The 26,532-nt window shown below is 63.2% G+C and carries 18 protein-coding genes; 14 read left to right on the forward strand and 4 right to left on the reverse strand.

From position 1 onward, the window contains the following. Window positions 1-274: 274 nt before the first annotated feature. Genes cysD through cysQ form a run of 3 tightly spaced genes read left to right on the forward strand, consistent with a single transcriptional unit; the run spans window position 275 to window position 3,919 of the window. A complete protein-coding gene (cysD, locus tag NKI88_RS26605) occupies window positions 275-1,180 on the forward strand; it encodes a sulfate adenylyltransferase subunit CysD (protein ID WP_023670717.1) in 906 nt (301 codons plus the stop codon). A gap of 2 nt (window positions 1,181-1,182) precedes the next feature. Then, window positions 1,183-3,120 (forward strand): sulfate adenylyltransferase subunit CysN, encoded by a 1,938-nt coding sequence (cysN, locus tag NKI88_RS26610; RefSeq protein WP_023684584.1) that lies wholly within the window; start codon window positions 1,183-1,185, stop codon window positions 3,118-3,120. Window positions 3,121-3,130: 10 nt separating this feature from the next. Then, on the forward strand, window positions 3,131-3,919 hold the full coding sequence (cysQ, locus tag NKI88_RS26615; protein ID WP_031196090.1) for a 3'(2'),5'-bisphosphate nucleotidase CysQ: 789 nt from the start codon (window positions 3,131-3,133) through the stop codon (window positions 3,917-3,919). A gap of 1 nt (window position 3,920) precedes the next feature. On the opposite strand, the gene NKI88_RS26620 is transcribed toward cysQ, so the two are convergent. The 4 genes from NKI88_RS26620 to NKI88_RS26635 form a co-directional block, all read right to left on the reverse strand. Further along, complete coding sequence (locus NKI88_RS26620) at window positions 3,921-5,063, reverse strand: DegT/DnrJ/EryC1/StrS family aminotransferase (protein WP_352658367.1); 1,143 nt, start codon at window positions 5,061-5,063, stop codon at window positions 3,921-3,923. A gap of 298 nt (window positions 5,064-5,361) precedes the next feature. Then, window positions 5,362-6,285 (reverse strand): carbohydrate kinase family protein, encoded by a 924-nt coding sequence (locus tag NKI88_RS26625; RefSeq protein ID WP_023684582.1) that lies wholly within the window; start codon window positions 6,283-6,285, stop codon window positions 5,362-5,364. After that, the gene (locus NKI88_RS26630; RefSeq protein ID WP_023684581.1) at window positions 6,282-6,728 is read right to left on the reverse strand and encodes an RbsD/FucU family protein; all 447 of its coding nucleotides are present in this window, start codon (window positions 6,726-6,728) and stop codon (window positions 6,282-6,284) included. Before NKI88_RS26630 ends, NKI88_RS26625 begins: the two co-directional genes overlap by 4 nt. Continuing rightward, entirely contained in the window at window positions 6,729-7,955 is a 1,227-nt protein-coding gene (locus NKI88_RS26635; RefSeq protein ID WP_023725236.1) for an ROK family transcriptional regulator, read from the reverse strand. A gap of 264 nt (window positions 7,956-8,219) precedes the next feature. On the opposite strand from NKI88_RS26635, the gene NKI88_RS26640 reads away from it, so the two are divergent. The 11 genes from NKI88_RS26640 (at window position 8,220) to NKI88_RS26690 (ending at window position 26,371) form a co-directional block, all read left to right on the forward strand. Continuing rightward, complete coding sequence (locus NKI88_RS26640) at window positions 8,220-9,197, forward strand: sugar ABC transporter substrate-binding protein (RefSeq protein ID WP_081725578.1); 978 nt, start codon at window positions 8,220-8,222, stop codon at window positions 9,195-9,197. A gap of 150 nt (window positions 9,198-9,347) precedes the next feature. Then, window positions 9,348-10,409, forward strand: a complete 1,062-nt coding sequence (locus tag NKI88_RS26645) for an ABC transporter permease (RefSeq protein ID WP_023670725.1) — start codon at window positions 9,348-9,350, stop codon at window positions 10,407-10,409. Continuing rightward, window positions 10,406-11,188 (forward strand): ATP-binding cassette domain-containing protein, encoded by a 783-nt coding sequence (locus NKI88_RS26650; RefSeq protein WP_023670726.1) that lies wholly within the window; start codon window positions 10,406-10,408, stop codon window positions 11,186-11,188. The genes NKI88_RS26645 and NKI88_RS26650 overlap by 4 nt, the downstream gene beginning before the upstream one ends. A gap of 140 nt (window positions 11,189-11,328) precedes the next feature. Then, window positions 11,329-13,791 (forward strand): glycogen/starch/alpha-glucan phosphorylase, encoded by a 2,463-nt coding sequence (locus tag NKI88_RS26655; RefSeq protein WP_023743703.1) that lies wholly within the window; start codon window positions 11,329-11,331, stop codon window positions 13,789-13,791. Window positions 13,792-13,862: 71 nt separating this feature from the next. Next, window positions 13,863-16,076, forward strand: coding sequence for a 1,4-alpha-glucan branching protein GlgB (gene glgB / locus NKI88_RS26660; RefSeq protein WP_352658369.1), 2,214 nt, complete (start codon window positions 13,863-13,865; stop codon window positions 16,074-16,076). An 83-nt stretch (window positions 16,077-16,159) separates the two neighbouring features. Next, a complete protein-coding gene (gene glgC, locus NKI88_RS26665; RefSeq protein WP_023715696.1) occupies window positions 16,160-17,425 on the forward strand; it encodes a glucose-1-phosphate adenylyltransferase in 1,266 nt (421 codons plus the stop codon). A 19-nt stretch (window positions 17,426-17,444) separates the two neighbouring features. Then, window positions 17,445-18,890 carry a glycogen synthase GlgA gene (gene glgA / locus NKI88_RS26670; RefSeq protein WP_352658371.1) on the forward strand — a complete coding sequence of 482 codons (1,446 nt, stop codon included), beginning with the start codon at window positions 17,445-17,447 and terminating at the stop codon, window positions 18,888-18,890. Window positions 18,891-18,893: 3 nt separating this feature from the next. After that, window positions 18,894-20,522 carry an alpha-D-glucose phosphate-specific phosphoglucomutase gene (locus tag NKI88_RS26675; protein ID WP_352658373.1) on the forward strand — a complete coding sequence of 543 codons (1,629 nt, stop codon included), beginning with the start codon at window positions 18,894-18,896 and terminating at the stop codon, window positions 20,520-20,522. A gap of 157 nt (window positions 20,523-20,679) precedes the next feature. Further along, window positions 20,680-22,680 carry a glycogen debranching protein GlgX gene (gene glgX / locus NKI88_RS26680; protein ID WP_352658375.1) on the forward strand — a complete coding sequence of 667 codons (2,001 nt, stop codon included), beginning with the start codon at window positions 20,680-20,682 and terminating at the stop codon, window positions 22,678-22,680. After that, window positions 22,680-24,329, forward strand: coding sequence for a beta-galactosidase BglA (gene bglA / locus NKI88_RS26685; protein ID WP_352658377.1), 1,650 nt, complete (start codon window positions 22,680-22,682; stop codon window positions 24,327-24,329). The genes glgX and bglA overlap by 1 nt, the downstream gene beginning before the upstream one ends. Before the next feature lie 449 nt (window positions 24,330-24,778). Next, window positions 24,779-26,371 (forward strand): peptide ABC transporter substrate-binding protein, encoded by a 1,593-nt coding sequence (locus NKI88_RS26690; RefSeq protein WP_352658379.1) that lies wholly within the window; start codon window positions 24,779-24,781, stop codon window positions 26,369-26,371. Window positions 26,372-26,532: the final 161 nt, after the last annotated feature.

Consider the following 26,532-nt stretch of genomic DNA (forward strand, 5'->3'; position numbering starts at 1 on the left):
GCGTTTCTTTCGGTCCAGGCAAGATTTTTCCCGGCCTTTGAATGCTATCGCTCCGTCGGGCAGGAATTTTCGGATTCTAGGCTTTTCATGGAAAATTCGTTGCCGATCGGTGTGGCCGCCGGCCTTTCCAGCGTTGTTATATCAGGTGGCGATCTGCTAGAACGCCGGCACGAACCGATAGTGTCCAGCAGTGAAGCTTGAACCGGGCGGCTGAAAAGGACGCCCGATCCATCTGATGCAAGGTCTGGATTGCACGAGAGAACGCTCACAGTCCATGAACATCGCGCTTACGCACCTGCAGCGGCTCGAGGCCGAGTCCATCCACATCTTCCGTGAGGTTGCCGCCTCCTTCTCCAAGCCGGTGATGCTCTATTCCGTCGGCAAGGATTCCTCCGTGCTGATGCATCTGGCGATGAAGGCCTTCTATCCGGCCAAGCCGCCTTTCCCCTTCCTGCATGTCGACACCACCTGGAAGTTCCGCGAGATGATCGCCTTTCGCGACCAGATGGCGCAGAAGCTCGGCTTCGACCTGCTGGTCCACGTCAATGAAGACGGCGTGCGCGACGGTATCAACCCCTTTGACCATGGCTCGAACACCCACACCCATGTCATGAAGACGGTGGCGTTGCGCCAGGCGCTCGACAAATACGGCTTTGACGCTGCCTTCGGCGGGGCTCGGCGCGACGAGGAGAAGTCGCGCGCCAAGGAGCGCATCTTTTCCTTCCGCAACGCCCAGCATGTCTGGGACCCGAAGAACCAGCGGCCGGAGATGTGGAAGATCTTCAACACCCGCATCGCGCCGGGCGAATCGATCCGCGTGTTTCCGCTGTCGAACTGGACCGAGCTCGATATCTGGCAGTACATTCTGCAGGAAAACATCCCGATCGTGCCGCTCTATTTCGCCAAGGAGCGGCCGGTGGTCGAACGCGACGGCATGCTGATCATGAAGGATGACGATCGCATGCAATTGCGCCCCGGTGAGACGATGGAGAACCGTCTGGTGCGTTTCCGCACGCTCGGCTGTTATCCGCTGACCGGCGCCATCGAATCCGACGCGGACACGCTCGAAGCCATCGTCGGCGAGATGCTGACGGCGCGCACCTCCGAGCGCCAGGGCCGCCTCATCGACCGCGATGAAGCCGGCTCGATGGAAAAGAAGAAGCGCGAGGGATATTTCTGAGCATGCGCCATATCCTGGCCAAGAGCCTCGCTCCCACCGACGGCGTGCGCGAATACATGGCGGCGCAGGAGAAGAAGTCGCTGCTGCGCTTCCTCACCTGCGGCTCGGTCGACGACGGCAAGTCGACGCTGATCGGCCGTCTTCTGTCCGACACAAAGCAGATCTTCGAGGACCAGCTCGCCGCACTCGAGCGCGATTCCCGCAAGCACGGCACCACTGGCGACGACATCGACTTCGCGCTTCTGGTCGACGGCCTCGAGGCCGAGCGCGAGCAAGGCATCACCATCGACGTCGCCTACCGCTTCTTCGCCACGCCCAAGCGCAAGTTCATCGTCGCCGACACGCCCGGCCATGAACAGTACACCCGCAACATGGCGACCGGCGCATCGACTGCCGATCTCGCCATCGTGCTGATCGATGCGCGCCAGGCTGTGCTGCGCCAGACCCGGCGCCACTCGATCATCGCTTCGCTGCTCGGCATCCGCCATATCGTGCTTGCCGTCAACAAGATCGACCTCGTCGATTTCGACCAGGCGGTGTTCGACCGTATCGTCGAGGATTACCGGCAGTTCTCGCACGAGCTCGGCTTCCAGACGATCGTGCCGATCCCGATGTCGGCCCGCTATGGCGACAATGTCACCAGCCGCTCCGGCAAGACGGCGTGGTATTCCGGCCCGTCGCTGATCGAGCATCTCGAAACTATATCGGTCGACGAGGCCGCGGTCGAACTGCCGTTCCGGTTTCCGGTGCAGTATGTCAACCGGCCCAATCTCGACTTCCGCGGCTTTGCCGGCACCATCGCGTCCGGCTCCGTCGCGCAGGGCGACGAGGTGGTGGTCGCCAAATCCGGCAAGGCCTCGCGGGTCAAGCGCATCGTCGCGCAAGGCGGCGATCTTGCCCAGGCGGTGGCCGGCCAGGCCATCACCCTTGTGCTCGATGACGAGGTCGAGGTCTCCAGAGGCAACATGCTGGTGTCGCCGGCGGCACGGCCGCAGGTCGCCGACCAGTTCGCCGCCAACATCGTCTGGTTCGACGAGGCAGCGCTGCTGCCGGGACGCTCCTATATACTGCGCACCGAGACCGACCAGACCAGCGCCACCGTCACCGACCTGAAATACCGCGTCAACGTCAACGACTTCGCTCGCGAGGCGGCGAAGTCGCTCGAGATGAACGAAGTCGGCATCTGCAACATCTCGACCCGGGCGCCGATCGCCTTCGACACCTTCGCCGACAACCGCGATACCGGCGCCTTCATCCTGATCGACCGCATCACCAATGCCACGGTCGGCGCCGGCATGATCCTGCATACCTTGCGCCGCGCCGAAAACATCCACTGGCAGTCGCTCGATGTCGGCAAGCGTGGCCGTTCCGACTTGAAGAGCCAGCGTCCCGCCGTGTTCTGGTTCACCGGCCTTTCCGGTTCGGGCAAGTCGACCATCGCCAACCTGCTCGAGAAGAAGCTGTTCGCTTCCGGGCGCCACACCTACATTCTCGACGGCGACAATGTCCGCCACGGCCTCAACCGCGATCTCGGCTTCACCGACGCCGATCGGGTCGAAAACATCCGCCGTGTCGCCGAAGTGGCAAAGCTGATGGCCGATGCCGGGCTGATCGTCATCGTCTCCTTCATTTCCCCCTTCAGCGCCGAGCGGCGCATGGCCAGGGAGTTGATGGCCGACGGCGAGTTCGTTGAAGTGTTCGTCGATACGCCGTTCGAGGAATGCGCCCGACGCGACCCGAAAGGCCTTTACGCACGGGCGCTGAATGGCGAGATCAAGAACTTCACCGGCGTCGATTCCCCGTATGAAGCTCCCGAAAATCCCGAAATCCATCTCAAGACACTCGGCAAGACGGCCGAGGAGATGGTAGAGGCTCTGGAACACTGGCTGAATGAGCGCGACATTGCCGAAGACCAATATGACAGCGGCGGCGGCATCTGACGACGAAGTGATGCTCGACGTGTTCGAGCGCCTGGCGCTCGAAGCCGGACGCGAGGTGATGCGGGTCTTCAAGGCCGGCTGCGCGGTCGACAGCAAGTCGGACTCCTCGCCGGTCACGGAAGCCGACCGCGAGAGCGAGACGATCATCCTCGCCGGCCTGCGTGCGGCCTATCCCGATATTCCCTGCGTGGCCGAGGAAGAGGTCGCCGAAGGCATTGTGCCGCCCGATCTGGATGGCGCCTTCTTCCTGATCGATCCGCTCGATGGAACGAAGGAATTCGTCAACCGCCGGACCGATTTCACCGTCAACATCGCGCTTGTCCGGCACGGCGTGCCGGAGATCGGCGTCGTCTTCGCACCGTGCAGCGGGCGGTTCTTCTCTGGACGGCCGGGCTGGGCCGAAGCAATCGAGGTCGATGGCGACTTCCGTATCGTCGGCCGCCGGCGGATTTCGGTTAGGAGGGCGGTCACGCCGCTGGCGGTCGTTGCCAGCCGCTCGCACAACACCCCGGAGACCGAAGCCTTCATCAAGGATCTCGGCGCCGCCGAGATCGTCTCGGTCGGCTCATCGCTGAAATTCTGCCTGCTCGCCGCAGCCGAAGCCGACATCTATCCGCGCTTCGGCCGCACCATGGAATGGGACACGGCGGCCGGCGACGCCGTACTGCGCGCCGCCGGCGGCATGACGCGCACGCTGGACGGCGAGCCGCTCACCTATGGCAAGCGCAAACAGAGCGACGACGAGGATTTCGCCAACCCGCATTTTATTGCGAGCGGGAAGGCGGCGGACGCGGCGTAACTTACGCCGCCGCTACATGCGCCGAGTTCGAGCCAATGTAGTTGCGGATCGTCTCGATGATGCGGTCCTGGTCGGCTTCGCTGAGATAGGGATGCATCGGCAGGCACAGGATGCGCTTCGGCAGTTCCTCCGAAACCGCAAGCCCGGTCGGCGTGCGCGGATAGTCGCGATAGGCGACCTGCTCGTGCAGCGGCTTCACATAATAGATCACCGAAGGGATGCCCTTTTCGCCGAGATGCGCCCTCAACCCGTCGCGCTTCGGCGTCTCGATGGCGTATTGCGCCCAGGCCGAGCGGCCACCGCCCAGATTGCGTGACGTCTTGACGATGTCGCCGAGACCTTCGGCGTAGCGCTTGGCCACCACCTGGCGGGCGACCATCTCGTCTTCGAGGATGGCGAGTTTCTCGATCAGGATCGCCGCCTGGATCGTGTCGAGGCGTGAATTGATGCCGACGCGGACATTGTCATACTGCGTCTCGCCCTTACCGTGGAACGCAAACGAGCGCAGCTGGTCGGCCAGCGCGTCGTCATTGGTGAACATCGCGCCGCCATCGCCGTAGCAGCCCAGCGGCTTGGCCGGATAAAAGCTGGTCGAGCCGACATGGCCGAAGGCGCCGCACATTGTGCCGTCGGCCGAACCGCCGATCGACTGCGCCGCATCCTCGATCACCAGCAGCCCTTCGCACTTGGCAATCGCCATGATCGCCTCGTAGGCGGCGGCAAGCCCGAACAGGTCGACGGGAATAATCGCCTTCGGCTTCAGCCGGCCTTCCTTCTTGATCATGGCGATCGCCGCCTCGAGGCTGGCGATGTCGATGTTGTAGGTCTCGGCGTCTACATCGACGAAAACCGGTTCGGCCTTGGCAAGCGCCACCACTTCCGCCGTCGCGGCAAAGGTGAAGCTCGGCACGAACACCGCGTCGCCGGGGCCGATACCGGCGGCAAACAGCGGCAACAGCAGCGCGTCGGTGCCGTTGGCGCAGGCCACGACATGCTTGGTGCCGATATAGGCTGCGAGCTTGTTTTCGAATTCGGTGACTTGCGGTCCGAGGATATAGCGGCCTTCCTCGACGACATTGTCGATCGCGGCCTTCAGCCGGTCGCGGATACGTTCGCGCTGCGCGCCAAGATCGATGAACTGCATGTCGGCCTCAAAAACGGTGTGGTGCGGGCTGCCCCGGGGACAATGACACGCACAGAAACAACAACTTAACCGGGCCGCTGGTACCAGAGTTGGGCCGGTCTAGAAAGCCGGACCGGCCGCGGGACGGGTTGTCTAGGTGTCGCAGCCTGTTACTTCAGGCTTTCCCTGCATTGCCGCAAGATGCCGGAAATCCGGGCTTCGCCGCCTATTAATCCGGCTAATTCAGTGCGTCTTTCCGGCTCGCGGAAACATAAAGTGATCGGCTGCTTGCAGCGGCTGGCGGCGGACTAAGCGTGGATCAGGCGATTTCGTGCCGCCAGGGCGGGTTGGCGCCGGCCCGCGACACGGTCACCGCCGCCGCTTTGGCGCCGAGCGCCAGCGCCTGACGGATGGCGTCCTCCGAAAGGCCGCCGATCCCGGCCTTGGTGAGCAGGCCTTGCTCGTGCAGCGAGGCCAGAATGCCGGCATTGAAAGTGTCGCCGGCGCCGACCGTGTCGACCACCTCCACCTTATGCGGCATCACCGTGACCTTGTGTTCCCTGCTGTAGCCGACGGCACCTTCGCTGCCGTGGGTAACGACGATCAGCTTCGGGCCGCGATCCAGCCAGTTGCGGATGACGTCCTCATGCGAGCCGGCCTCGCCGAACCAGTGCAGATCCTCATCCGATAGCTTCACGATGTCGGCCATCGCCATCATCGAGCGGATGCGCCGGAGGTGCTTGGCTTTGTCGGGGATGAAGTTCGGCCGGATGTTGGGGTCGAGCATCATGACGCGGCGTTCGTGCTCGCGTTTCATGAATTCTTCGTAGGCAGCACCCGCCGGGTCCGAAATCAGGCTGATGGCGCCAAACAGCATGGCTTCGATCTCGGCGCCCAGTTTCGGCAGATCCTCTGTCGTCAGCATGCGCCCGGCGGTGTTTTCGTCGTAGAAAGTGTAGGTCGCCTGGCCGTTGGTGAGCCGCACGAAGGCGAGCGTGGTCGGGCGAGGGGAGGTGTGCGCATAGGTGGAGCTGACCTTGCTTGCGCCGAGCGCCTCGCGGAACTGGCCGCCGAACAGATCCGACGACAGGCCGGAAAAGAAGCCGGCGGGCGCGCCGAGGCGGCCAAGCGCGATCGCCGTGTTGAACACCGCGCCGCCGACATAGGGCGCAAAGGCCGGCTCGCCCTGTGTCGTGGTGCGCGGCAGCATGTCGATCAGGGCTTCGCCGCAGCAGAGGATCATGATTTCTTGTTCTCCGGCGGATAGATCACGCCCTTGCGGATGATGATGTTGGCGTAGAGCCGGGGTTCGCTGGTCCCGACGATCGCATATGCCGACCGGACGCGTGCATAGAAGTCGGCGCCCGCCAGCGCAACCACCTTGCGGCCCGGCGCGCGCCTGGTGCAGATCGTTTCGATTTCATGGTGGACCGGATCGGCGACCGAGGGATCGCCTTTTACCGAGGCACGAAACAGCGCTTCCGGCACGAAGTCGTCCACCGGCAGCACGCTCAAAATGGCGTCAAGCACCGGTATGAGGTGAAGACCGTCGGCGCGGATCAGCCGGTTTGCCTGTTCTTCCGCCGGATAGTTGCCGTCGACGAGCGCGATCTCGTCGCCATGGCCCATGGCGCGCAATGTCGCCAGAAGCTCCGGACCGAGCAGCGACGGAATACCGATCAGCATTCAGATGCTCCTGGAAATCGTGGTCGAACCGATGAGGAAGCGTTCGGACAGCGGCAGGCTGGCGCCGCCCAGCGCGCGGGCATGGATGCCGACGGTGCCTTCGCGCACCACCGGAAGCTTCAGCCCTTCGCCATCGATCGTACCGATCGCCTGCCTGATCGCATCGACGAGCCGGCGCCGGACAGCGAGCGGCATCCAGCCGTCGATCACCGCGGCCTCGAAATCGATCACCGAGGACGCCGCGACAATGGCGTAGGCAAGCGCCTGCGAGGCGCTGGCGATCCAGTCGTCCAGATCGGCGCCGATCTCGCCCCATTCCTGCGGCGAGGTCCAGAGATAGGAGCCGTCAATGCCGCGTGCGTTAAGCGCCTTTTCCAGCATTGCGATCGAGGCGACGTCGATGAGCTGCGTCGGCTTGCCGTCTGGTCCCGGCACCGGCATCGAACCCAGCGCCCCGGCATTTCCGGTTGGCCCGCCGAACAGCCGGCCGTTGAGCACGATGCCGCCGCCGGCAAAGGCGCCGATATAGAAATAGACGAAGTCGCGCGCCCCGCCGGTCTGGCCGAACACCAGTTCGGCGCCGCAGGCGGAGGTGGCGTCATTCTGCAGATAGACCGGGAATTCGCACTGCGCCTGGATGTCGGCACGGATGTCGCGATGGCGCCATTCGTCCATGATGTCGCGCGGCGCGCCGGCGGTGTCGGCCCAGTTCCACAGTTCGAACGGCATGGCGATGCCGAGCCCGGCAATGCGCTTGTCCTGCGCAGGTGTCAGTTCGGCGCGCATCGTCTTCATGCCTTCGGTGACGAACTCAACCGTCTCGCGCGGCGCCGGATAGCGGTAGGAGTGCTGCAGCATGGAACGCACAGTTCCGAGGAAATCGATCAGCACCAGTTCGGCGCTGCGGCGGCCGATCTTGAGGCCGATGAAGAAGGCGCCTTCGGGGTTCAGCGCCATCGGGATGGAGGGCTGGCCGATCTTGCCGCGCAACGGCGCCTGGCGCAGCAGCAGGCTGTCTTCCTCCAGTTCGCGCATGATGACCGAGACGGTCTGCGCTGAAAGCCCGGTCATGCGCGCAATGTCTGATTTGGCCAAGCTGCCGTGCTGGCGAACCAACGACAGCACCAGCCGCTCATTGTGGTCGCGCATGCCGCTCTGGTTGGTGCCACGGTGGAGACGGCTGGCGGCCGCCTCGGGCGAACCGTGCCTCGCAATGCCGGTCTCCACCCTTGTTCCTTCCCTTGGTTTATTCTTACTGCTTTTGCGGCAGAATGAGTGAACCGCGCAAAGCTGTCAATAATAAATAAGAGTGATTTAATTATTGACAGGCGGCTCCCGCTGGTGTCATTTGAGGGCGCGTCCACACTGGGAGAACTTCAGTGGATGCGCTCGAGATGTCGGTTGGCGGCATCCGCATGGTTCCATGGGAGGAAGATCGTGACCAAAGCTTTATTGAAGTCCACCGTGTTCGCCGCGGCGGGCCTCGGCCTGATGGCGTTTGCTTCGACAGCATCGGCCGCCGGCGTCGGCGCCTGCCTGATCACCAAGACCGACACCAACCCCTTCTTCGTCAAGATGAAGGAGGGCGCGACCGCCAAGGCCAAGGAACTTGGCGTCGACCTCAAGACCTATGCCGGCAAGATCGACGGCGATAGCGAGAGCCAGGTGGCGGCGATCGAAAGCTGCATCGCCGACGGCGCCAAGGGCATCCTGATCACCGCGTCCGACACCAAGGGCATTGTGCCGACGGTGAAGAAGGCGCGTGACGCCGGCCTGCTGGTGATCGCGCTCGATACCCCGCTGGACCCGATCGATGCCGCCGACGCGACCTTCGCGACGGACAATCTGGAAGCCGGCAAGCTGATCGGCGCCTGGGCAGCCGCGACCCTCGGCGATAAGGCCAAGGACGCCAAGATCGGTTTCCTCGACCTGACCCCCTCACAGCCGACCGTGGATGTGCTGCGCGACCAGGGCTTCATGATGGGCTTCGGCATCGACGTGAAGGATCCCAACAAGATCGGCGATGAGGACGATGCCCGCATCGTCGGCCACGACGTCACCAACGGCAATGAAGAAGGCGGCCGCAAGGCGATGGAAAACCTTCTGCAGAAGGACAACTCCATCACCGTCATCCACACCATCAACGAGCCCGCCGCTGTCGGCGCCTACCAGGCGCTCAAGGCGGTCGGTCTCGAAAGCCAGGTGCTGATCGTCTCGGTCGATGGCGGCTGCCCCGGCGTGAAGTCGGTGACCGAAGGCGTCATTGGCGCCACCTCGCAGCAATACCCGCTGCAGATGGCGGCACTCGGCATCGAGGCGATCGCCGCCTTCGCCAAGGACGGCGCCAAGCCGAAGCCGACCGAAGGCAAGAACTTCTTCGACACCGGCGTCAACCTCGTCACCGACAAGCCGGCCAATGGCGTGAAGTCGATCGACACCAAGGAAGGCCTCGCCAAGTGCTGGGGCTGATGGCTGTCTGACAGCCAGCGACAAGCTGACGGCCGGGGGCTTGATCCCCGGCCGCTTCGGGTGGACGATGCGTCACGCGAATAATCCCGGCAGCAGACCGGACAGGCGCGAGCGGGTCTCGGCATGGAGCTGAAGCCCAGGGGAGGAAACATGGCTCAAGCACAGGAATTCGAGAAGGTTCTCTCGAGCAGCGACACAAGCGTTGCCGCCTTTGACGAGCACAAATCGGCCGTCAAGCGCATCCAGCATTTCCTGCACTCCACGCCGGCGGCGGTGCCGCTGATTGTGCTGGTCCTGTCGATCGTAATTTTCGGCATCGCCATTGGCGGGCGTTTCTTCTCATCCTATACGCTGACGCTGATCCTGCAGCAGATCGCCATCGTCGGCATCCTCGGTGCCGCGCAGACACTGGTCATCCTGACCGCCGGCATCGACCTGTCGATCGGCGTGATCATGGTGATTTCAGCCGTGATCATGGGCAATTGCGCGGTCAGCTACGGCATGCCGGCCGTGCTCGCAGTGCCCATCGGGCTTGCCGCCGGCGCAGCCTGCGGCCTGCTCAACGGTTTGCTGGTCGCCTACATGAAGCTGCCGCCGTTCATCGTCACGCTCGGCACCTGGAACATCGTCATGGCGACGAACTTCATCTATTCGGCCAACGAGACGATCCGCGATACCGATGTCGACGCCCAGGCGCCGCTGCTGCATCTCTTTGCCCTGAGTTTCAAGATCGGCACGGCGGTGCTGACACTGGGCGTCATCGCCACGGTCGTGCTCGTTTTGATCCTCTGGTACGTGCTCAATCACACCGCCTGGGGCCGCCACGTCTACGCCGTTGGTGATGATCAGGAGGCGGCGAAGCTGTCTGGCATCCAGACCAAGAAGGTGTTGATGACGGTCTACACCCTTGCCGGGTTGATCGCAGCTTTCGCTGCCTGGGTTTCCATCGGCCGCAACGGCTCGATCTCACCGTCAGCCGCCGTCACCGACTACAACCTGCAGGCGATAACTGCGACGGTGATCGGCGGCATTTCACTGTTCGGCGGGCGCGGCTCAATTCTGGGCACGCTTTTCGGCGCGATGATCGTCGGTGTCGTCTCGATGGGCCTCAACATGCTGGGCGCCGATCCGCAATGGAAGGTGCTGCTCACCGGTGTGCTGATCATCGGCGCCGTGGCGATCGACCAATGGATCAGAAAGGTTTCGGCATGACCGTGGAACCCATCCTCACCGCGCGCGGCCTGATCAAGCGCTATGGCCGTGTCACCGCCCTCGACAATGCCGACTTCGACCTCTACCCCGGCGAAATCCTGGCCGTCATCGGAGACAATGGCGCCGGCAAATCATCGCTGATCAAGGCGATTTCCGGCGCCGCCGTGCCCGACGAAGGCGAGATCCGTCTTGAAGGCAAGGCTGTCGCTTTTAAATCGCCCATGGAGGCGCGCGAGGCGGGCATCGAGACGGTCTACCAAAACCTGGCTTTGTCGCCGGCCCTGTCGATCGCCGACAACATGTTCCTCGGCCGCGAGATCCGCAAACCCGGCTTCCTCGGCGACTGGCTTCGCATGCTGGACCGGCCGGCAATGGAAAAGCGCGCCCGCGACAAGCTGACCGAGCTTGGCCTGATGACCATCCAGAACATCAGCCAGGCGGTGGAAACGCTGTCGGGCGGCCAGCGCCAGGGCGTTGCGGTGGCGCGCGCCGCCGCTTTCGGCAGCCGCGTGGTGATCATGGACGAACCGACTGCGGCACTCGGCGTCAAGGAGAGCCGCCGCGTGCTGGAACTGATCCTCGACGTCAAGAAGCGAGGCCTGCCGATCGTGCTGATCTCGCACAACATGCCGCATGTCTTCGAGGTTGCCGACCGCATCCATATCCATCGGCTCGGCCGCCGCCTCTGCGTCATCGATCCCAAGCAATATACCATGTCCGACGCCGTCGCCTTCATGACCGGAGCGAAGGTTCCGCCGGAGGCTGCACTCGCTGCCTGATCCGCTCGACGGATAAATTGCCGCAGGGGAACTGGCGGCATGCTGGTCTAAATCGATTGAACGTATGTTGCGATGCACTAGGATAGGCTGGGACTGAGAGCGAAAGCCGGTATGATCGCAGCACGATCACGAGAGGCAGTATGACGCGAACAATGACAGCCAAAGCCCCCGATCTCGAAATACCCGATCCCAAGACGCTGGCCGACGAAGTCTTGCTGGCTCTCAAATACCGGGTCGGCAAAGGCACCTCCGTTGCCACGCAATATGATTGGCTGACAGCCTCGATCAAGGTCGTGCGCGACCGCATCGTCGATCACTGGATGCAGGCGACGCAGGAGGCCTACGCCCAGCAGGAAAAGCGCGTCTATTACCTGTCGCTCGAATTCCTCATCGGCCGGCTGATGCGCGATGCCTTCTCCAATCTAGGCCTGATGGACAATATGCGAGAAGCGCTCAAGTCGCTGGGCGTCGACCTCGACCTCATCGCCGGGCTCGAACCGGATGCGGCGCTCGGCAATGGCGGTCTCGGCCGGCTCGCCGCCTGCTTCATGGAAAGCATGGCGACCGTCGACATTCCCGCGCATGGCTACGGCATTCGCTACGCCAACGGCATGTTCCGCCAGGAGATCCATGATGGCTGGCAGGTCGAACTGCCCGAAACCTGGCTCGACCACGGCAACCCTTGGGAGTTTGAGCGGCGGGAGCGTGCCTTCGAGGTCGGCTTCGGCGGCTCGGTGGAATCGATCACCTCCAAGGATGGCCGGCTCGAGCGTCACGTCTGGAAGCCGACCGAGCATGTCCAGGCCGTCGCCTACGACACGCCGGTGGTTGGCTGGCGCGCCAACCGCGTCAACACGCTGCGGCTTTGGTCCGGCATGCCGGTCGATCCGATCCTGCTCGACAAGTTCAACGCCGGCGACCACATCGGCGCGCTGGCCGAAAGCAACAAGGCCGATGCCTTGTCGCGCGTGCTTTACCCCGCCGATTCCCACAAGGCCGGCCAGGAACTGCGGCTGCGGCAGGAATATTTCTTCTCCACCGCGTCGCTGCAGGACATCGTCCAGCGCCATCTCAGCCAGTATGGCGATCTCGCCTCGCTGCCCGACAAGGCGGCGATCCATCTCAATGACACCCATCCGGCGATCGCCGTGCCGGAGCTGATGCGCCTGCTGATGGACGTCCATGGCATGGATTTCGACCAGGCCTGGGATATTACCAAGCGCACCTTCGGCTACACCAACCACACGCTGCTGCCAGAGGCGCTGGAAAGCTGGCCGGTGCCGCTGTTCGAGCGGCTTTTGCCGCGCCACATGCAGATCGTCTACGCCATCAATGCGCAGGTTTTGCTTGAGGCCCGCGCCACCAACCAGTTTTCCAATGAGCAGATCAGCCGCATCTCGCTGATCCAGGAAAATGGCGACCGCCGCGTGCGCATGGGTAACCTGGCCTTTGTCGGCTCGCACTCGATCAATGGCGTGTCGGCGTTGCACACCGAACTGATGAAGGAGACGGTGTTTGCCGATCTCCACAAGCTCTATCCCGAGCGCATCAACAACAAGACCAACGGCATCACCCCACGCCGCTGGCTGATCCAGTGCAATCCAGGCCTCACCGCGCTCACCCGCGCGGCGATCGGGGACCGTTTCCTCGACGACATCGACGCCATCAAGGGGCTCGAAGCCTTTGCCGGTGACGCCGCCTTCCGCGACAAGTTCGCCGCCGTCAAGCGCTCCAACAAGGTCAAGCTCGCCAATCTGGTCGCCGACCGGCTCGGCATCAAGCTCGACCCGTCGGCGCTGTTCGACATCCAGGTCAAGCGCATCCACGAATACAAGCGCCAGCTGCTCAACATCCTGGAAGCGATCGCGCTCTACGATCAGATCCGCTCGCATCCCGAGCAGGACTGGATGCCACGTGTGAAATTCTTTGGTGGCAAAGCGGCGCCCAGCTACCACAATGCCAAGCTGATCATCAAACTGGCCAACGACGTCGCCAAGGTCATCAACAGCGACCCGTCGGTGCGCGGTCTGCTGAAAGTGGTGTTCGTGCCGAACTACAATGTCAGCCTGGCCGAGGTGATGATGCCGGCCGCCGACCTGTCCGAGCAGATTTCGACTGCCGGCATGGAGGCGTCGGGCACCGGCAACATGAAGTTCGCGCTGAACGGCGCCTTGACCATCGGCACGCTCGACGGCGCCAATGTCGAGATCAAGGAATGCGTCGGCGACGACAACATCTTCATCTTCGGCCTGAGCACGGCGGAAGTCGCCGAGCGGCGCAGCAATGGCTACAACCCGCGCGCCGTGATCGAGGGCTCCCCTGAATTGGCGCAGGCTGTTGCCGCAGTATCGTCGGGCGTGTTCTCGCCCGACCAGCCGGATCGCTACCGCGAGCTGGTCGACGGTCTCTACAACAGCGACTGGTTCATGGTGGCGGCGGATTTCGACGCCTATGCCGCCGCCCAGCGCGATGTCGACGCCGTCTGGCGCAACAGCCCCGATTGGTACGCGCGCGCTATCCGCAACGTTGCCCGCGTCGGCTGGTTCTCTTCCGATCGCACGATCCGCCAATATGCGAAAGAAATCTGGAACGTGCCCGCCTGATATGATTGCATGAGGCCACGATCAACGGGTCTTGTGCACAAGAACTGGTTCCCAGGGAGGGACACCGCCTGATGAAGAAACCGCGCGCGACCGCGACGACGAGCGGGTCGGACGGGCTGGCGTCAGCCGGCGATGTCGCCGCAATTGTTGCAGGCACGCATGGTGATCCCTTCGCGGTGCTGGGTGTGCATGAAGCCGACAAGGGCCTGGTTGCCCGCTGCTTCGTCCCCAATGCCGAGTTCGTCACCGCCTATACGCTGACCGGCAAGACGGCCGGCGAACTCACGCGGCGCGACGACGCCGGCTTCTTCGAAGGCAGACTGTCGATCAAGAAACGTCAGCCGCTGCGCTATCACGCCAAGAATGCCGGCGGCGACTGGTGGCTGAGCGATCCCTATTCCTTCGGCCCGGTACTCGGCCCGATGGATGATTATTACATCGCCCAAGGGTCGCATCTCAGGCTGTTCGACAAGCTCGGCGCTCATCTCATCGATCACGAGGGCGCCTCCGGCGTACACTTCGCCGTCTGGGCGCCCAATGCGCGGCGTGTCTCGGTGGTCGGCGACTTCAACGAATGGGACGGCCGCCGGCACACGATGCGCGACCGCCGCGACACCGGCATCTGGGAGCTGTTCATTCCCGATATCGGCGCCGGCCACCCCTATAAATACGAGATCATTGCCCCCGACGGCGTGCGCCTGCCGCTCAAGGCTGATCCGTTCGCCTTCAAATCCGAACTGCGCCCGGCCACGGCATCGGTGACGGCGGTGCCGCCGGCGCATGAATGGGGCGACGAGGCGCATCGCGCTTACTGGCGCAAGGCCGATCCCCGGCGCGAAGCCATATCGATCTACGAGGTCCATGCCGGTTCGTGGCAGCAGCACGATGATGGCAGCTTCCTGTCATGGGACGAACTCGCCAACCAGCTCATCCCCTATGCTGTCGAGACCGGCTTCACCCACATCGAGTTCCTGCCGATCTCCGAACATCCCTATGACCCGTCATGGGGTTATCAGACAACCGGACTTTATGCCCCCTCGGCGCGCTTCGGCGACCCCGACGGCTTCGCCCGTTTCGTCGATGGTGCGCACCGCGCCGGCGTCGGCGTCATCCTTGACTGGGTGCCGGCGCATTTCCCAGTCGATGCGCATGGCCTGGCCAATTTCGACGGCACAGCGCTTTACGAGCATGCCGATCCGCGCAAGGGTTTTCATCCCGACTGGAACACCGCGATCTATAATTTCGGCCGCCGCGAGGTGGTGTCGTTCCTCGTCAACAACGCGCTGTTCTGGGCCGAGAAATACCATGTCGACGGTTTGCGCGTCGATGCGGTGGCCTCGATGCTCTACCTCGATTATTCGCGCAAGGCCGGCGAATGGATCCCCAACGAGAAGGGCGGCCGCGAAAACCTCGAAGCGGTGTCCTTCCTGCAGAAGATGAACAAGGAGGTCTACGGCCACCATCCCGGCGTGATGACCATCGCCGAGGAATCGACCTCATGGCCGAAGGTCTCGGCGCCGGTGCATGAAGGCGGGCTGGGCTTCGGCTTCAAATGGAACATGGGCTTTATGCACGACACGCTGGAGTATTTCGCCAAGGAGCCGATCTTCCGCAAACATCACCACAACGACCTGACCTTCGGCCTGACCTACGCCTTTTCCGAGAATTTCGTGCTGCCGCTGTCCCATGACGAGGTCGTGCACGGCAAGGGCACGCTGCTCGGCAAGATGGCCGGCGACGACTGGCAGAAGTTCGCGACTTTGCGCGCCTTCTATGCCTTCATGTGGGGCTATCCCGGCAAGAAGCTGTTGTTCATGGGCCAGGAATTCGCCCAGCGCCGCGAGTGGAGCGAGGCGCGCGCGCTCGACTGGAACCTGCTCGACTTCCACCCGCATCGCGGCGTCTGGCAGACGGTGCGCGACCTCAACTATCTCTACCGCTCGCGCCCGGCGCTGCATGCGCGCGACTGCGAACCGGACGGCTTTTCCTGGCTGATCGTCGACGACAAGGAAAACTCGGTCTTCGCCTGGCTGCGCAGCGCGCCCGGCGGCAACCCGATCGCCGTCATTTCCAACTTCACACCGGTGCCGCGCGACAATTATCGCGTGCCATTGCCCAAGGTCGGCAAATGGCGCGAAATCATCAACACCGACGCTTCGGACTATGGTGGTTCGGGCAAGGGCAATGGCGGTGTGGTCGAAGCCAGGGCGGAAGGAGGAGGCATTTCGGCAACGATGCTTTTGCCGCCACTGTCGACGATCATGCTTGAACTCGTTGCGGACTAGGTCCGTCAACTCGTTTCGGATTAGGTCCGTCGACTCGTTGCGGACCGGGCGATGCTCCAGACTGGTAATTTGGGAGGGTAAAAATGGCAGACTTGAAGAGAACCCAGCCGCTGGCGCGCGATGCCATGGCCTATGTGCTGGCCGGCGGCCGCGGCAGCCGGCTCAAGGAATTGACCGACCGCAGGGCCAAGCCGGCCGTCTATTTCGGCGGCAAGACGCGCATCATCGATTTCGCGCTGTCCAATGCGCTGAATTCCGGCATTCGTCGCCTCGGTGTCGCCACCCAGTACAAGGCGCATTCGCTGATCCGCCACCTGCAGCGCGGCTGGAACTTCCTGCGCCCGGAGCGAAACGAAAGCTTCGACATCCTGCCGGCCTCGCAGCGTGTCTCGGAAACCCAGTGGTATGAAGGCACGGCCGACGCCGTCTACCAGAACATCGACATCATCGAGGCCTATGGCCCCGAATACATGGTCATCCTCGCCGGCGACCACATCTACAAGATGGACTACGAGCTGATGCTGCGCCAGCACGTCGATGCCAATGCCGATGTCACTGTCGGTTGCCTTGAAGTGCCGCGCTTGGAAGCGACCGGCTTCGGTGTCATGCATGTCGACGGCAAGGACAACATCATCGCCTTCGTCGAAAAGCCCGCCGACCCGCCCGGCATTCCCGACAAGCCGGAATTCGCGCTGGCCTCGATGGGCATCTATGTCTTCAAGACCAAGTTCCTGATGGAACAGCTGCGCCGCGATGCGGCCGAGCCAGGCTCCAGCCGCGACTTTGGCAAGGACATCATCCCCTACATCGTCCAGCATGGTAAGGCGATCGCGCATCGCTTCGCCAAATCCTGCGTGCGCTCGACGGCCGAGAACGAGGCCTATTGGCGCGATGTCGGCACGGTCGACGCCTACTGGGAAGCCAATATCGACCTGACCGATATTACCCCCGAACTCGACCTCTACGACCGTGACTGGCCGATCTGGACCTATGCCGAATTGAAGCCGCCGGCAAAGTTCGTGCATGACGAGGATGGCCGGCGTGGTTCGGCCGTCTCCTCGCTGGTCTCAGGCGATTGCATCGTCTCGGGTGCTTCGCTGAAGCGCAGCCTGATCTTCACCGGCGCGCGCATCAACTCCTATTCGACGCTGGAAGAGGTCGTCATGCTGCCCGACGTTCATGTCGGCCGGAACGCAAAGTTGAAGCGCGTCGTCATCGACCACGGTGTAAGGATACCGGAAGGGCTGGTGGTTGGCGAAGACCCTGTTCTCGACGCCAAGCGTTTCCGGGTTTCGGAAAAGGGCATCTGCCTGGTCACGCAGGACATGATCGACAAGCTGAAGCTGTAAGACGGGGTACCATAAACGCATGCAGGTTCTGTCGGTCACGCCCGAGATATTCCCGCTGATCAAGACCGGCGGACTTGCCGACGTGACCGGCGCATTGCCGATCGCGCTGGCCGCCAAGGGCGTGACCATGCGCACGCTCATCCCCGGCTTTCCCCAGGTGATGGACGCCTTCAAGAAAAAGAAGGCTGTCTACCAATACCCGCTGCTGCAGGGCGGCAAGGCTTCGGTCCATGCCGTCAAGATCGCCGGGCTTGACCTGTTCGTGCTCGACGCGCCGCATCTCTACGACCGTCCCGGCGGCCCTTACGGCAATGCGGCCGGCGCCGATTGGCCCGACAATTGGCGGCGTTTTGCCGCGCTGAGCCAGGTCGGTGGCGATATCGCCGGCGGCGCCATTTCCGGCTACCAGCCGGATCTCGTCCACGCCCATGACTGGCAGTCGGCGATGACGCTGGCCTATATGCGCTACGGCAAGGCGGTCGGCGTGCCGTCGCTGATCACGGTTCACAACCTTGCCTTCCAGGGTCAGTTCGGCGCCGGCATTTTTGGCGAGCTCGGCTTGCCGGCCGCGGCGATGGCGCTCGACGGCGTCGAATACTATGGCGGCGTCGGCTTCCTCAAGGCCGGCCTGCAGGCGGCCTGGGCGATCACCACAGTGAGCCCCACCTATGCCCAGGAAATCCGCTCGCCGGAATTCGGCATGGGCCTCGACGGCCTGATCAACATGCGCTCTTCCGACCTCTACGGCATCGTCAACGGCATCGACACCGACATCTGGAACCCGGAGACCGACAAGCATCTGGTGTCGGCCTACTCCGCCGCGACGCTCAAGGCTCGGCTTCCCAACCGGGCGGTTGTCGAGGACCGCTTCAGCCTCGAGCGCGACGACAGTCCGATCGTCTGCGTCGTCAGCCGGCTGACCTGGCAGAAGGGCATGGACATACTGGCGGCTGTGGTCGACGGCGTCGTCGCCACCGGCGCGCGGCTGGCGATCCTCGGCTCAGGCGACGCCGGCCTGGAAGGCGCGCTGCTGGCTGCCACCGCCCGCCATCGCGGCCGTGTCGGCGTCGTCGTCGGCTATGACGAGGGGCTTTCCCACACCATGCAGGGCGGCTGCGACGCCATCGTCATCCCGTCGCGCTTCGAGCCTTGCGGGCTGACCCAGCTTTACGGCCTACGCTATGGCTGCGTGCCGGTCGTCGCCCGCACCGGCGGCCTTGCCGACACCATCATCGACGCCAATGAAGCAGCGATCTCGGCCGGTGTCGCCACCGGCTTCCAGTTCGCGCCCAATAGTGGCGGCGCCATGCTGCACGCCATCCGCCGGCTGGTCGATGCGCGTTCGAGCCCGGCCGTCTGGGAACAGATCCAGCGCCAGGGCATGAAGGCCGATGTCTCCTGGGACAAGAGCGCCGACAAATACGTTGAACTCTACCGCCTGCTGCTTTCGAAAAGGGTTGCCTGAAGCATGATCCGGACCGTCGCCACCAAACCCTATCTCGACCAGAAACCCGGCACGTCCGGACTGCGCAAGAAGGTGCCTGTCTTTCAGCAGGAGCACTATGCCGAGAACTTCATCCAGTCGATCTTCGACGCGCTGGAGGGCTTTGAGGGCAAGACGCTGGTGATCGGCGGCGACGGCCGCTTCTACAACCGCGAGGTCATCAAGAAGGCCATCGCCATGGCGGCGGCCAACGGCTTCGGCAAGGTGATGGTCGGGCAGGGCGGCATATTGTCGACGCCGGCGGCGTCGCATGTCATCCGCAAATACAAGACCTTCGGCGGCATCATCCTGTCGGCCAGTCACAATCCGGGCGGCCCGCACGAGGATTTCGGCATCAAGTACAATGCCGGCAATGGGGGCCCGGCGCCGGAAAAGCTGACCGACGCGATCTTCGAAAAGACCAAGACGATTTCGAGCTTTCGGACGGCCGACATCGACCAGATCGACATCGACAAGATCGGCACGGTGACCGCCGGCGGCATGGCGGTAGAGGTGATCGATCCGGTCTCCGATTACGCCGAGCTGATGGAAAGCCTTTTCGACTTCGACGCCATCCGCGCCAATTTCAAATACGGCTTCCGCATGCGCTTCGACGCCATGCATGCGGTCACCGGCCCGTATGCCAAGGAAATCCTCGAGCGCAGGCTTGGCGCGGAGAATGGCACCTGCCGCAACTACAAGCCGCTGCCCGATTTCGGCGGTCATCACCCGGATCCGAACCTGGTCCACGCCAAGCATCTCTATGACGAGATGATGGGACCGGATGCGCCCGATTTCGGCGCCGCTTCCGACGGCGACGGCGACCGCAACTTGATCATCGGCAAGGGCATTTTCGTCACCCCGTCGGATTCGGTGGCCATGCTTGCCGCCAATGCGCAGTTGGCGCCGGGCTACAAGGACGGCCTCAAAGGCATCGCCCGCTCGATGCCGACCAGCGGCGCGGCAGACCGCGTCGCCGAAAAGCTCGGCATCGGCATCTACGAAACGCCGACCGGTTGGAAGTTCTTCGGCAATCTGCTCGATGCCGGCATGGCAACGATCTGCGGCGAGGAAAGCGCCGGCACCGGCTCGAACCATGTCCGTGAAAAGGACGGGCTGTGGGCGGTGCTGTTGTGGCTGAACATCCTGGCCGTGCGCGGCGAAAGCTGCAAGGACGTCGTTACCGAACATTGGGCGACCTACGGCCGCAATTACTATTCACGTCATGACTATGAGGAGGTCGAAACCGAGCGCGCCAACGCCCTGGTCGACGAGTTGCGCGCCAAGCTGACCTCGCTGCCCGGCACCAGCGTGCGCGGCCTGAAGATCGCCAATGCCGACGACTTCGCCTATCACGATCCGGTCGACGGTTCGGTGAGCAAGAACCAGGGCATCCGCATCCTGTTCGAAGGCGGCTCGCGTGTCGTGTTTCGTTTGTCCGGCACCGGCACGTCGGGTGCTACGCTGCGCGTCTACATCGAGCGCTACGAGCCGGACAGAGCGCGGCATGATCTCGACACGCAAGATGCGCTCGCCGACCTGATCGCGGCTGCCGATGATATCGCCGGGATCAAGAGCCACACCGGGCGCAACAAGCCGAGCGTGATTACTTGAGGGTGGTGACGTCTTTACCCTCGCCCTTGTGGGGAGGGTCGATCCGCGCAGCGGATCGGGTTGGGGGTGCTCGTAAAGCGCTTTCCCCGCGCCGACCCCCACCCCGCTCACTTCGTTCGCGACCCTCCCCACAAGGGGGAGGGTGGAGGATGCGCCGATGACCCAGCTCGGCGCAACGGTCACTCCCGAAGGCATCCGCTTCGCCGCCTGGTCGTCATCCGCGCGGCGCCTGTGGGTGTCGATCTTCGACGACACCGGCGCCCGTGAAATCGACCGGCTCGAACTTCAGCCGGAAGGCGAGAGCGTCCATGCGCTGTTCGTCGCCGGCCTTGCCGCGGGTACGCGCTACGGCTTTCGCGCCGACGGCGAATATGCGCCGGAGCGCGGGCTGTGGTTCGATCCCGACAAGCTGCTCACCGATCCCTACGCCGTCGAGATAGACCGGCCCTACCAGCATCATTGGCGGCTTGCCGTCCGGCGCAACGAAGGCACCGATACCGCGCCGCTGATGCCGAAGACCGTCGCCCGCGCGCTGCCGAAGCCGCTGCCGGCCAAGGCGCCTTTGTTCCAGCCGGGCGGTCTGATCTACGAACTCAATGTCCGTTCCTTCACCAGACTGCATCCGGACGTGCCCCAAGCGCAGCGCGGCACCATTGCGGCACTTGCGCATCCGGCCATCCTCGAACACCTCAGAAAGATCGGCGTCTCCGCCGTTGAGCTAATGCCCGTGACGGCATGGATCGATGAGCGCCATTTGCCGCCGCTGGGCCTCAGCAATGCCTGGGGCTACAACCCAGTCACCTTCATGGCGCTCGACCCGCGCCTGGCGCCCGGCGGCCTCGCCGAGTTGCGCGATACTGTGGGGGTGCTGCGCAGGGTTGGCATTGGCACCATCCTCGATCTCGTCTTCAATCATACCGGCGAAAGTGACCGGCTCGGGCCGACGCTGTCGCTGCGCGGCCTCGACAATCAAGCCTACTACCGCAGCGAGCCGGACGGCAGGTTGGCCAACGATACCGGCACCGGCAATACCATTGCCTGCGATCATCCGGTCGTTCGCGACATGGTACTCGACACGCTACGCCATTTCGTCCGCCATGCCGGCGTCGACGGTTGCCGCTTCGACCTGACGCCGGTCCTCGGCCGCGTCGCTGGCGTATTCGATCCGGCGGCCCCGTTGCTCGAGACCATCGCTGGCGATCCTCTGCTTGCCGATAGGGTGCTGATCGCCGAGCCGTGGGACATCGGCCCGAATGGCTATCAGCTCGGCAATTTCCGGCCGCCTTACCTCGAATGGAACGACCGCTACCGCGACGACGTCAGGCGCTTCTGGCGCGGCGATGCCGGCGCGGTCGGTGCGCTGGCGACAAGGCTCGCCGGCTCCTCCGATGTGTTCGGCAGGGAGGGCCAATCCGCCAGCCGCACGGTCAACTTCATCGCCGCACACGATGGCATGACGCTGGCCGATATCGTCGCCTATGAAGCCAAGCACAACCAGGCCAATGGCGAGAAGAACCGCGACGGCCACAATGAGAACCTGTCCTGGAACAACGGCGTCGAGGGCGAAACCTCGGACAAGGCGATTGCCGAGGCCCGTTCCCATGATCGCTTCGCGCTGCTCGCCACTCTGTTTGCCTCGCGCGGCACCATCATGCTGACGGCGGGCGATGAATTCGGCCGCACGCAAGGGGGCAACAACAACGCCTATGCGCAGGACAACGCCATCACCTGGCTCGACTGGGCCGGGCGCGACGTCGGGCTGGAAGCCCATGTGTCGGCGCTCGCAGCTCTGCGCGGCGCGGTGCCGGCGCTTTCCGATACGCGCTTCCTGACCGGAGAGCCGCCGGACGGTTCTGATGTGCCCGACGTCGCGTGGCTGACCGAGACCGGCGCGCCGCTCGGCGAAGCCGACTGGAACGATGGCTCGCGCCATCGCCTCGTCATGCTGCTCGGCGATGGCGGGGAAGGCCGCCTGGCTGTGATCGTCAATGGCGATCGCCGCCAATGCGTCTTCACGCTGCCCGCGCGGCAAGGCTTTGAATGGCAGCCGGCTGTTGAAGCGCAAGCGGTCGACCTCGCGTGGCCGCTGCCCGGCCGCAGTGTCAGTTTCATGATCGAGCGCCGGACCGCAAAGGCCCGCGCCAGGAAGGGTCCGTGATGGCCGACGACAATGCCCAGCCGGGACCCGAACAGAGCGCCGACTGGTGGCGCGGCTGCGTCATCTACCAGATCTATCCTCGCTCCTTCCAGGACACCACCGGCGACGGCAGCGGCGACCTCTCAGGCATCACCTCACGGCTGGCGCACGTCGCCTCGCTCGGCGTCGACGCCGTCTGGCTGTCGCCCTTCTTCAAATCGCCAATGGCCGATATGGGCTACGACGTCTCCGACTATCAGGCGGTCGATCCGATGTTCGGCACGCTCGACGACTTTGACGCGCTGGTTGCCGAGGCGCACAGGCTCGGCCTGAAGGTGATCATCGATCAGGTGTTGTCGCACTCCTCCGACAAGCACGAATGGTTTGTAGAGAGCCGTGCCAGCAAGGATAATCCCAAGGCTGACTGGTATGTCTGGGCCGACACCAGGCCGGACGGCAACGCGCCCAACAACTGGCTGTCGGTCTTCGGCGGCCCGGCCTGGGAGTGGGACGCGACCCGCCGGCAATACTACATGCACAATTTCCTCGCCTCGCAGCCGGACCTCAACTTCCACAATCCTGAGGTTCAAGACGCGTTGTTGCAGACGGTGCGGTTCTGGCTCGAGCGCGGCGTCGACGGCTTCCGCCTGGATACGGTCAACTACTATGTCCACGACCGCTGGCTGCGCAGCAATCCGCCGCTGGCGTCGAGCGTCGCCGGCACCAATGGCGAAACCAACACCTATCTCTTCCAGGAGCATCTGTTCGACAAGACGCAACCGGAAAACCTCGGTTTCCTCAGGCGCTTCCGCGCTTTACTCGACGAATATGACGGCCGCGCCAGTGTCGGCGAGGTCGGCGACGAAGACCGTTCGCTGCAGACGCTGGCCGCCTACACATCCGGCGGCGACAAGCTCAACATGTGCTACACCTTCGACCTGCTCGGTCAGCAATTCTCAGCCGCCCATGTGCGCGGCTGCGTCGAGGCCTTCGAGGCAGCTGTCGCCGACGGCTGGGTCTGCTGGGCGTTCTCCAACCACGATGTCGTGCGCCATGTCAGCCGCTGGACGCGGCCGGGCGGCGATCCAGATGCGGTGGCGACATTCGCTATCGCTTTGCTCTCCTGCCTGCGGGGCTCGATCTGTCTCTACCAAGGCGAAGAGCTTGGGCTGGAGGAGGCGGAACTGACCTTCGAGGATCTGCGCGATCCCGTCGGCATCCGTTTCTGGCCGGGGGTAAAGGGCAGGGACGGCTGCCGCACACCGATGGTCTGGGAAGCGGGCGCCGACAATGCCGGTTTTTCCTCGGGAAAACCCTGGCTGCCGGTGCCGGAAAGCCACCGCGCTCGGGCGGTCGATATCCAGAACGCCGACGACAAGTCCGTGCTCGCCGGCTACCGGACGATGCTCGCCTTGCGCAAGGCGCATCTGGCGCTGGTCAAGGGCCCGATCCGCTTTCTCGATACCGACGGCGATGTCCTTGCCTTCATCCGGCAGGGCGAGGACGAGATATTGCTCTGCGTCTTCAATTTCGCCGACAAGCCGGCCGACTGGCGGCTGCCGCCGGATCTCCAGCTTGTCGAGGCGATCGCTCTGGGTGGCGGTGCCGTCCTGCAGGAGGAGGGGCTGTTGCTGCCGGCCCTGGGCTGGTTTGTCGGCAAGGTAGGCTGATCTTTCAGGGACGCCGTCCGGCTTCAAAAAAGATCGTGTCCGCATGCAACCGTGCCGAGTGATCCGCGCAACGTCACCGGCGCCACGTTTTCCATTTTCGGGCTTCTTAGGTACTTTCGTTGAGCTTGGCCACGAACTGCATTCCTGGAATGTTTCCAGATGGTTGCGCTAATGACAACTGCTGAGGGCAAAACCCAAAATTACAGGACAACCACAAGCTGCACCCAATTGGATCTTATAATATAGATTAGCTATGGCTGGTTTAGGGTGAGGATGCTCACTTAGCGTCAAGCAAGACTCGGTTGAAATAATATTTCCGTCTGTCTAGTCTCCTGCCACCAGCTGCCGGAACGGGAACCGGCAGCGCGCTCGAAGGGGCCAGAAATCGGTTCTGGGGCGTCAACACTCGTAAGGCGCAGCCGATGGGCAGCGCCACAGGGAGAGACTTCATGCTGAAAAATTTGCTGAAGGCGACGCTTGTCGCCGCAACCATGACCTTTGCCGCAGGCACGTTCCTGACGCCGGCCCTTGCCGAGACCGTCTATAACAGAGGCAGCGCCGCCGAAGCGGAGACGGTCGATCCGCACAAGACCTCGACCGTCTACGAAGCCGATATCATACGCGACCTGTTCCAGGGACTGGTCATGCACGATCAGAAGACGAACCTCATCCCGGGCGCCGCCGAAAGCTGGACGGTATCTGATGACGGCACCGTCTACACCTTCAAGCTGCGCAAGGACGGCTTGTGGTCGGATGGCAGCCCGGTGACGGCGGACGACTTCGTCTATTCCTTCCGTAGGCTGGAGGATCCGGCGACCGCCGCCGAATACGCTTCCATGCTCTATCCCGTGAAGAACGCCGAGGAAGTCAACACCAAGAAAGGCAAGCCCGAGGACATGGGCGTCAAGGCGATCGACGCCAACACCCTGGAAGTGACGCTGAAGGCGCCGACGCCATACTTCCTGGAGATGCTGACCCACCAGGCTACCTACCCGGTCAACAAGGCCTCGATCGACAAGCTCGGCGCCGACTGGATCAAGGCGGGCAATCTCGTTTCGAACGGCGCCTATACATTGGCCGAGTGGATTCCCAACGACCACATGAAGCTGGTCAAGAATCCGAAATTCTGGGATGCCGCGACCGTCAAGATGGACGTCGTCAACTACATCCCGACCGAAGACCGCTCTTCGGCGATGAAGCGCTTCGAGGCAGGCGAACTCGACAGCTACGGCGACCTGCCGACCGAACAGCTCGCTGACCTCAAGACCAAGTTCGGCGATCAGGTCCGCGTCGGACCGTATCTCGGCACCTACTATTACGCGATCAAGACCGACAAGGCACCGTGGGACAATGTCGAGCTGCGCAACGCCATCTCGATGGCGATCGACCGCGACTTCCTGGCCGAAAAGGTCTGGCAGAATTCCATGCTGCCTGGCTATTCGATGGTGCCTCCGGGCATCGCCGGCTACACGCCGGCAATGGCCAAATACGCCGACATGCCGCAGATCGACCGCGAGGACGCCGCCAAGAAAATCCTCGAGAAACTCGGCTATACGCCCGAGCATCCGCTGAAGATGGAGATCCGCTACAACACCTCGGAAAACCACAAGAACACCGCGGTTGCCATCCAGGAACAGTTGAAGCCGCTTGGCGTCGAGATCACGCTGCTCAACACCGATACCAAGACCCACTATTCCTTCCTCGAGCAGAAGGGCAACTACGACGTGGCGCGTGCCGCCTGGATCGCCGACTACAAGGATCCCGAGACCTTCCTCGGCATCACCCGCAAGGCCAGCGGCAACAACTATTCGAGCTACGTCAGCCCGGCATATGAGGCGGCCATGGACAAGGCCGCGGCTGCCGGCGGCAAGCCGGAAGAGCGCATGAAGGACCTCACCGAGGCCGAGCGCATCCTTGTCGATGACGTTGGCAACATTCCGCTTCTCTACTACAGCTTCCACGATATCGTTTCCTCGAAGCTGCATGGCTTCGATGACAATGTGATGGACATCCATCCGTCCCGCTTCGTCTCCAAGGACTGATAATCATCCTTGCCTGGACCGCCGCGTCACCTCCGGGCGCGGCGGACTGGTCGGTCATCGCACCGGTCCGAAAGTCGTGGTCGATTTTCGGCAAGCCCGGTGCGAAGATTTGGCGCCGGAGCGTGGCAATGCGTCCGCATGGACGTATGTCGCTCTGGCCG

It is taken from the genome of Mesorhizobium sp. M0317, from assembly GCF_040321555.1.
Lineage (GTDB): Bacteria > Pseudomonadota > Alphaproteobacteria > Rhizobiales > Rhizobiaceae > Mesorhizobium.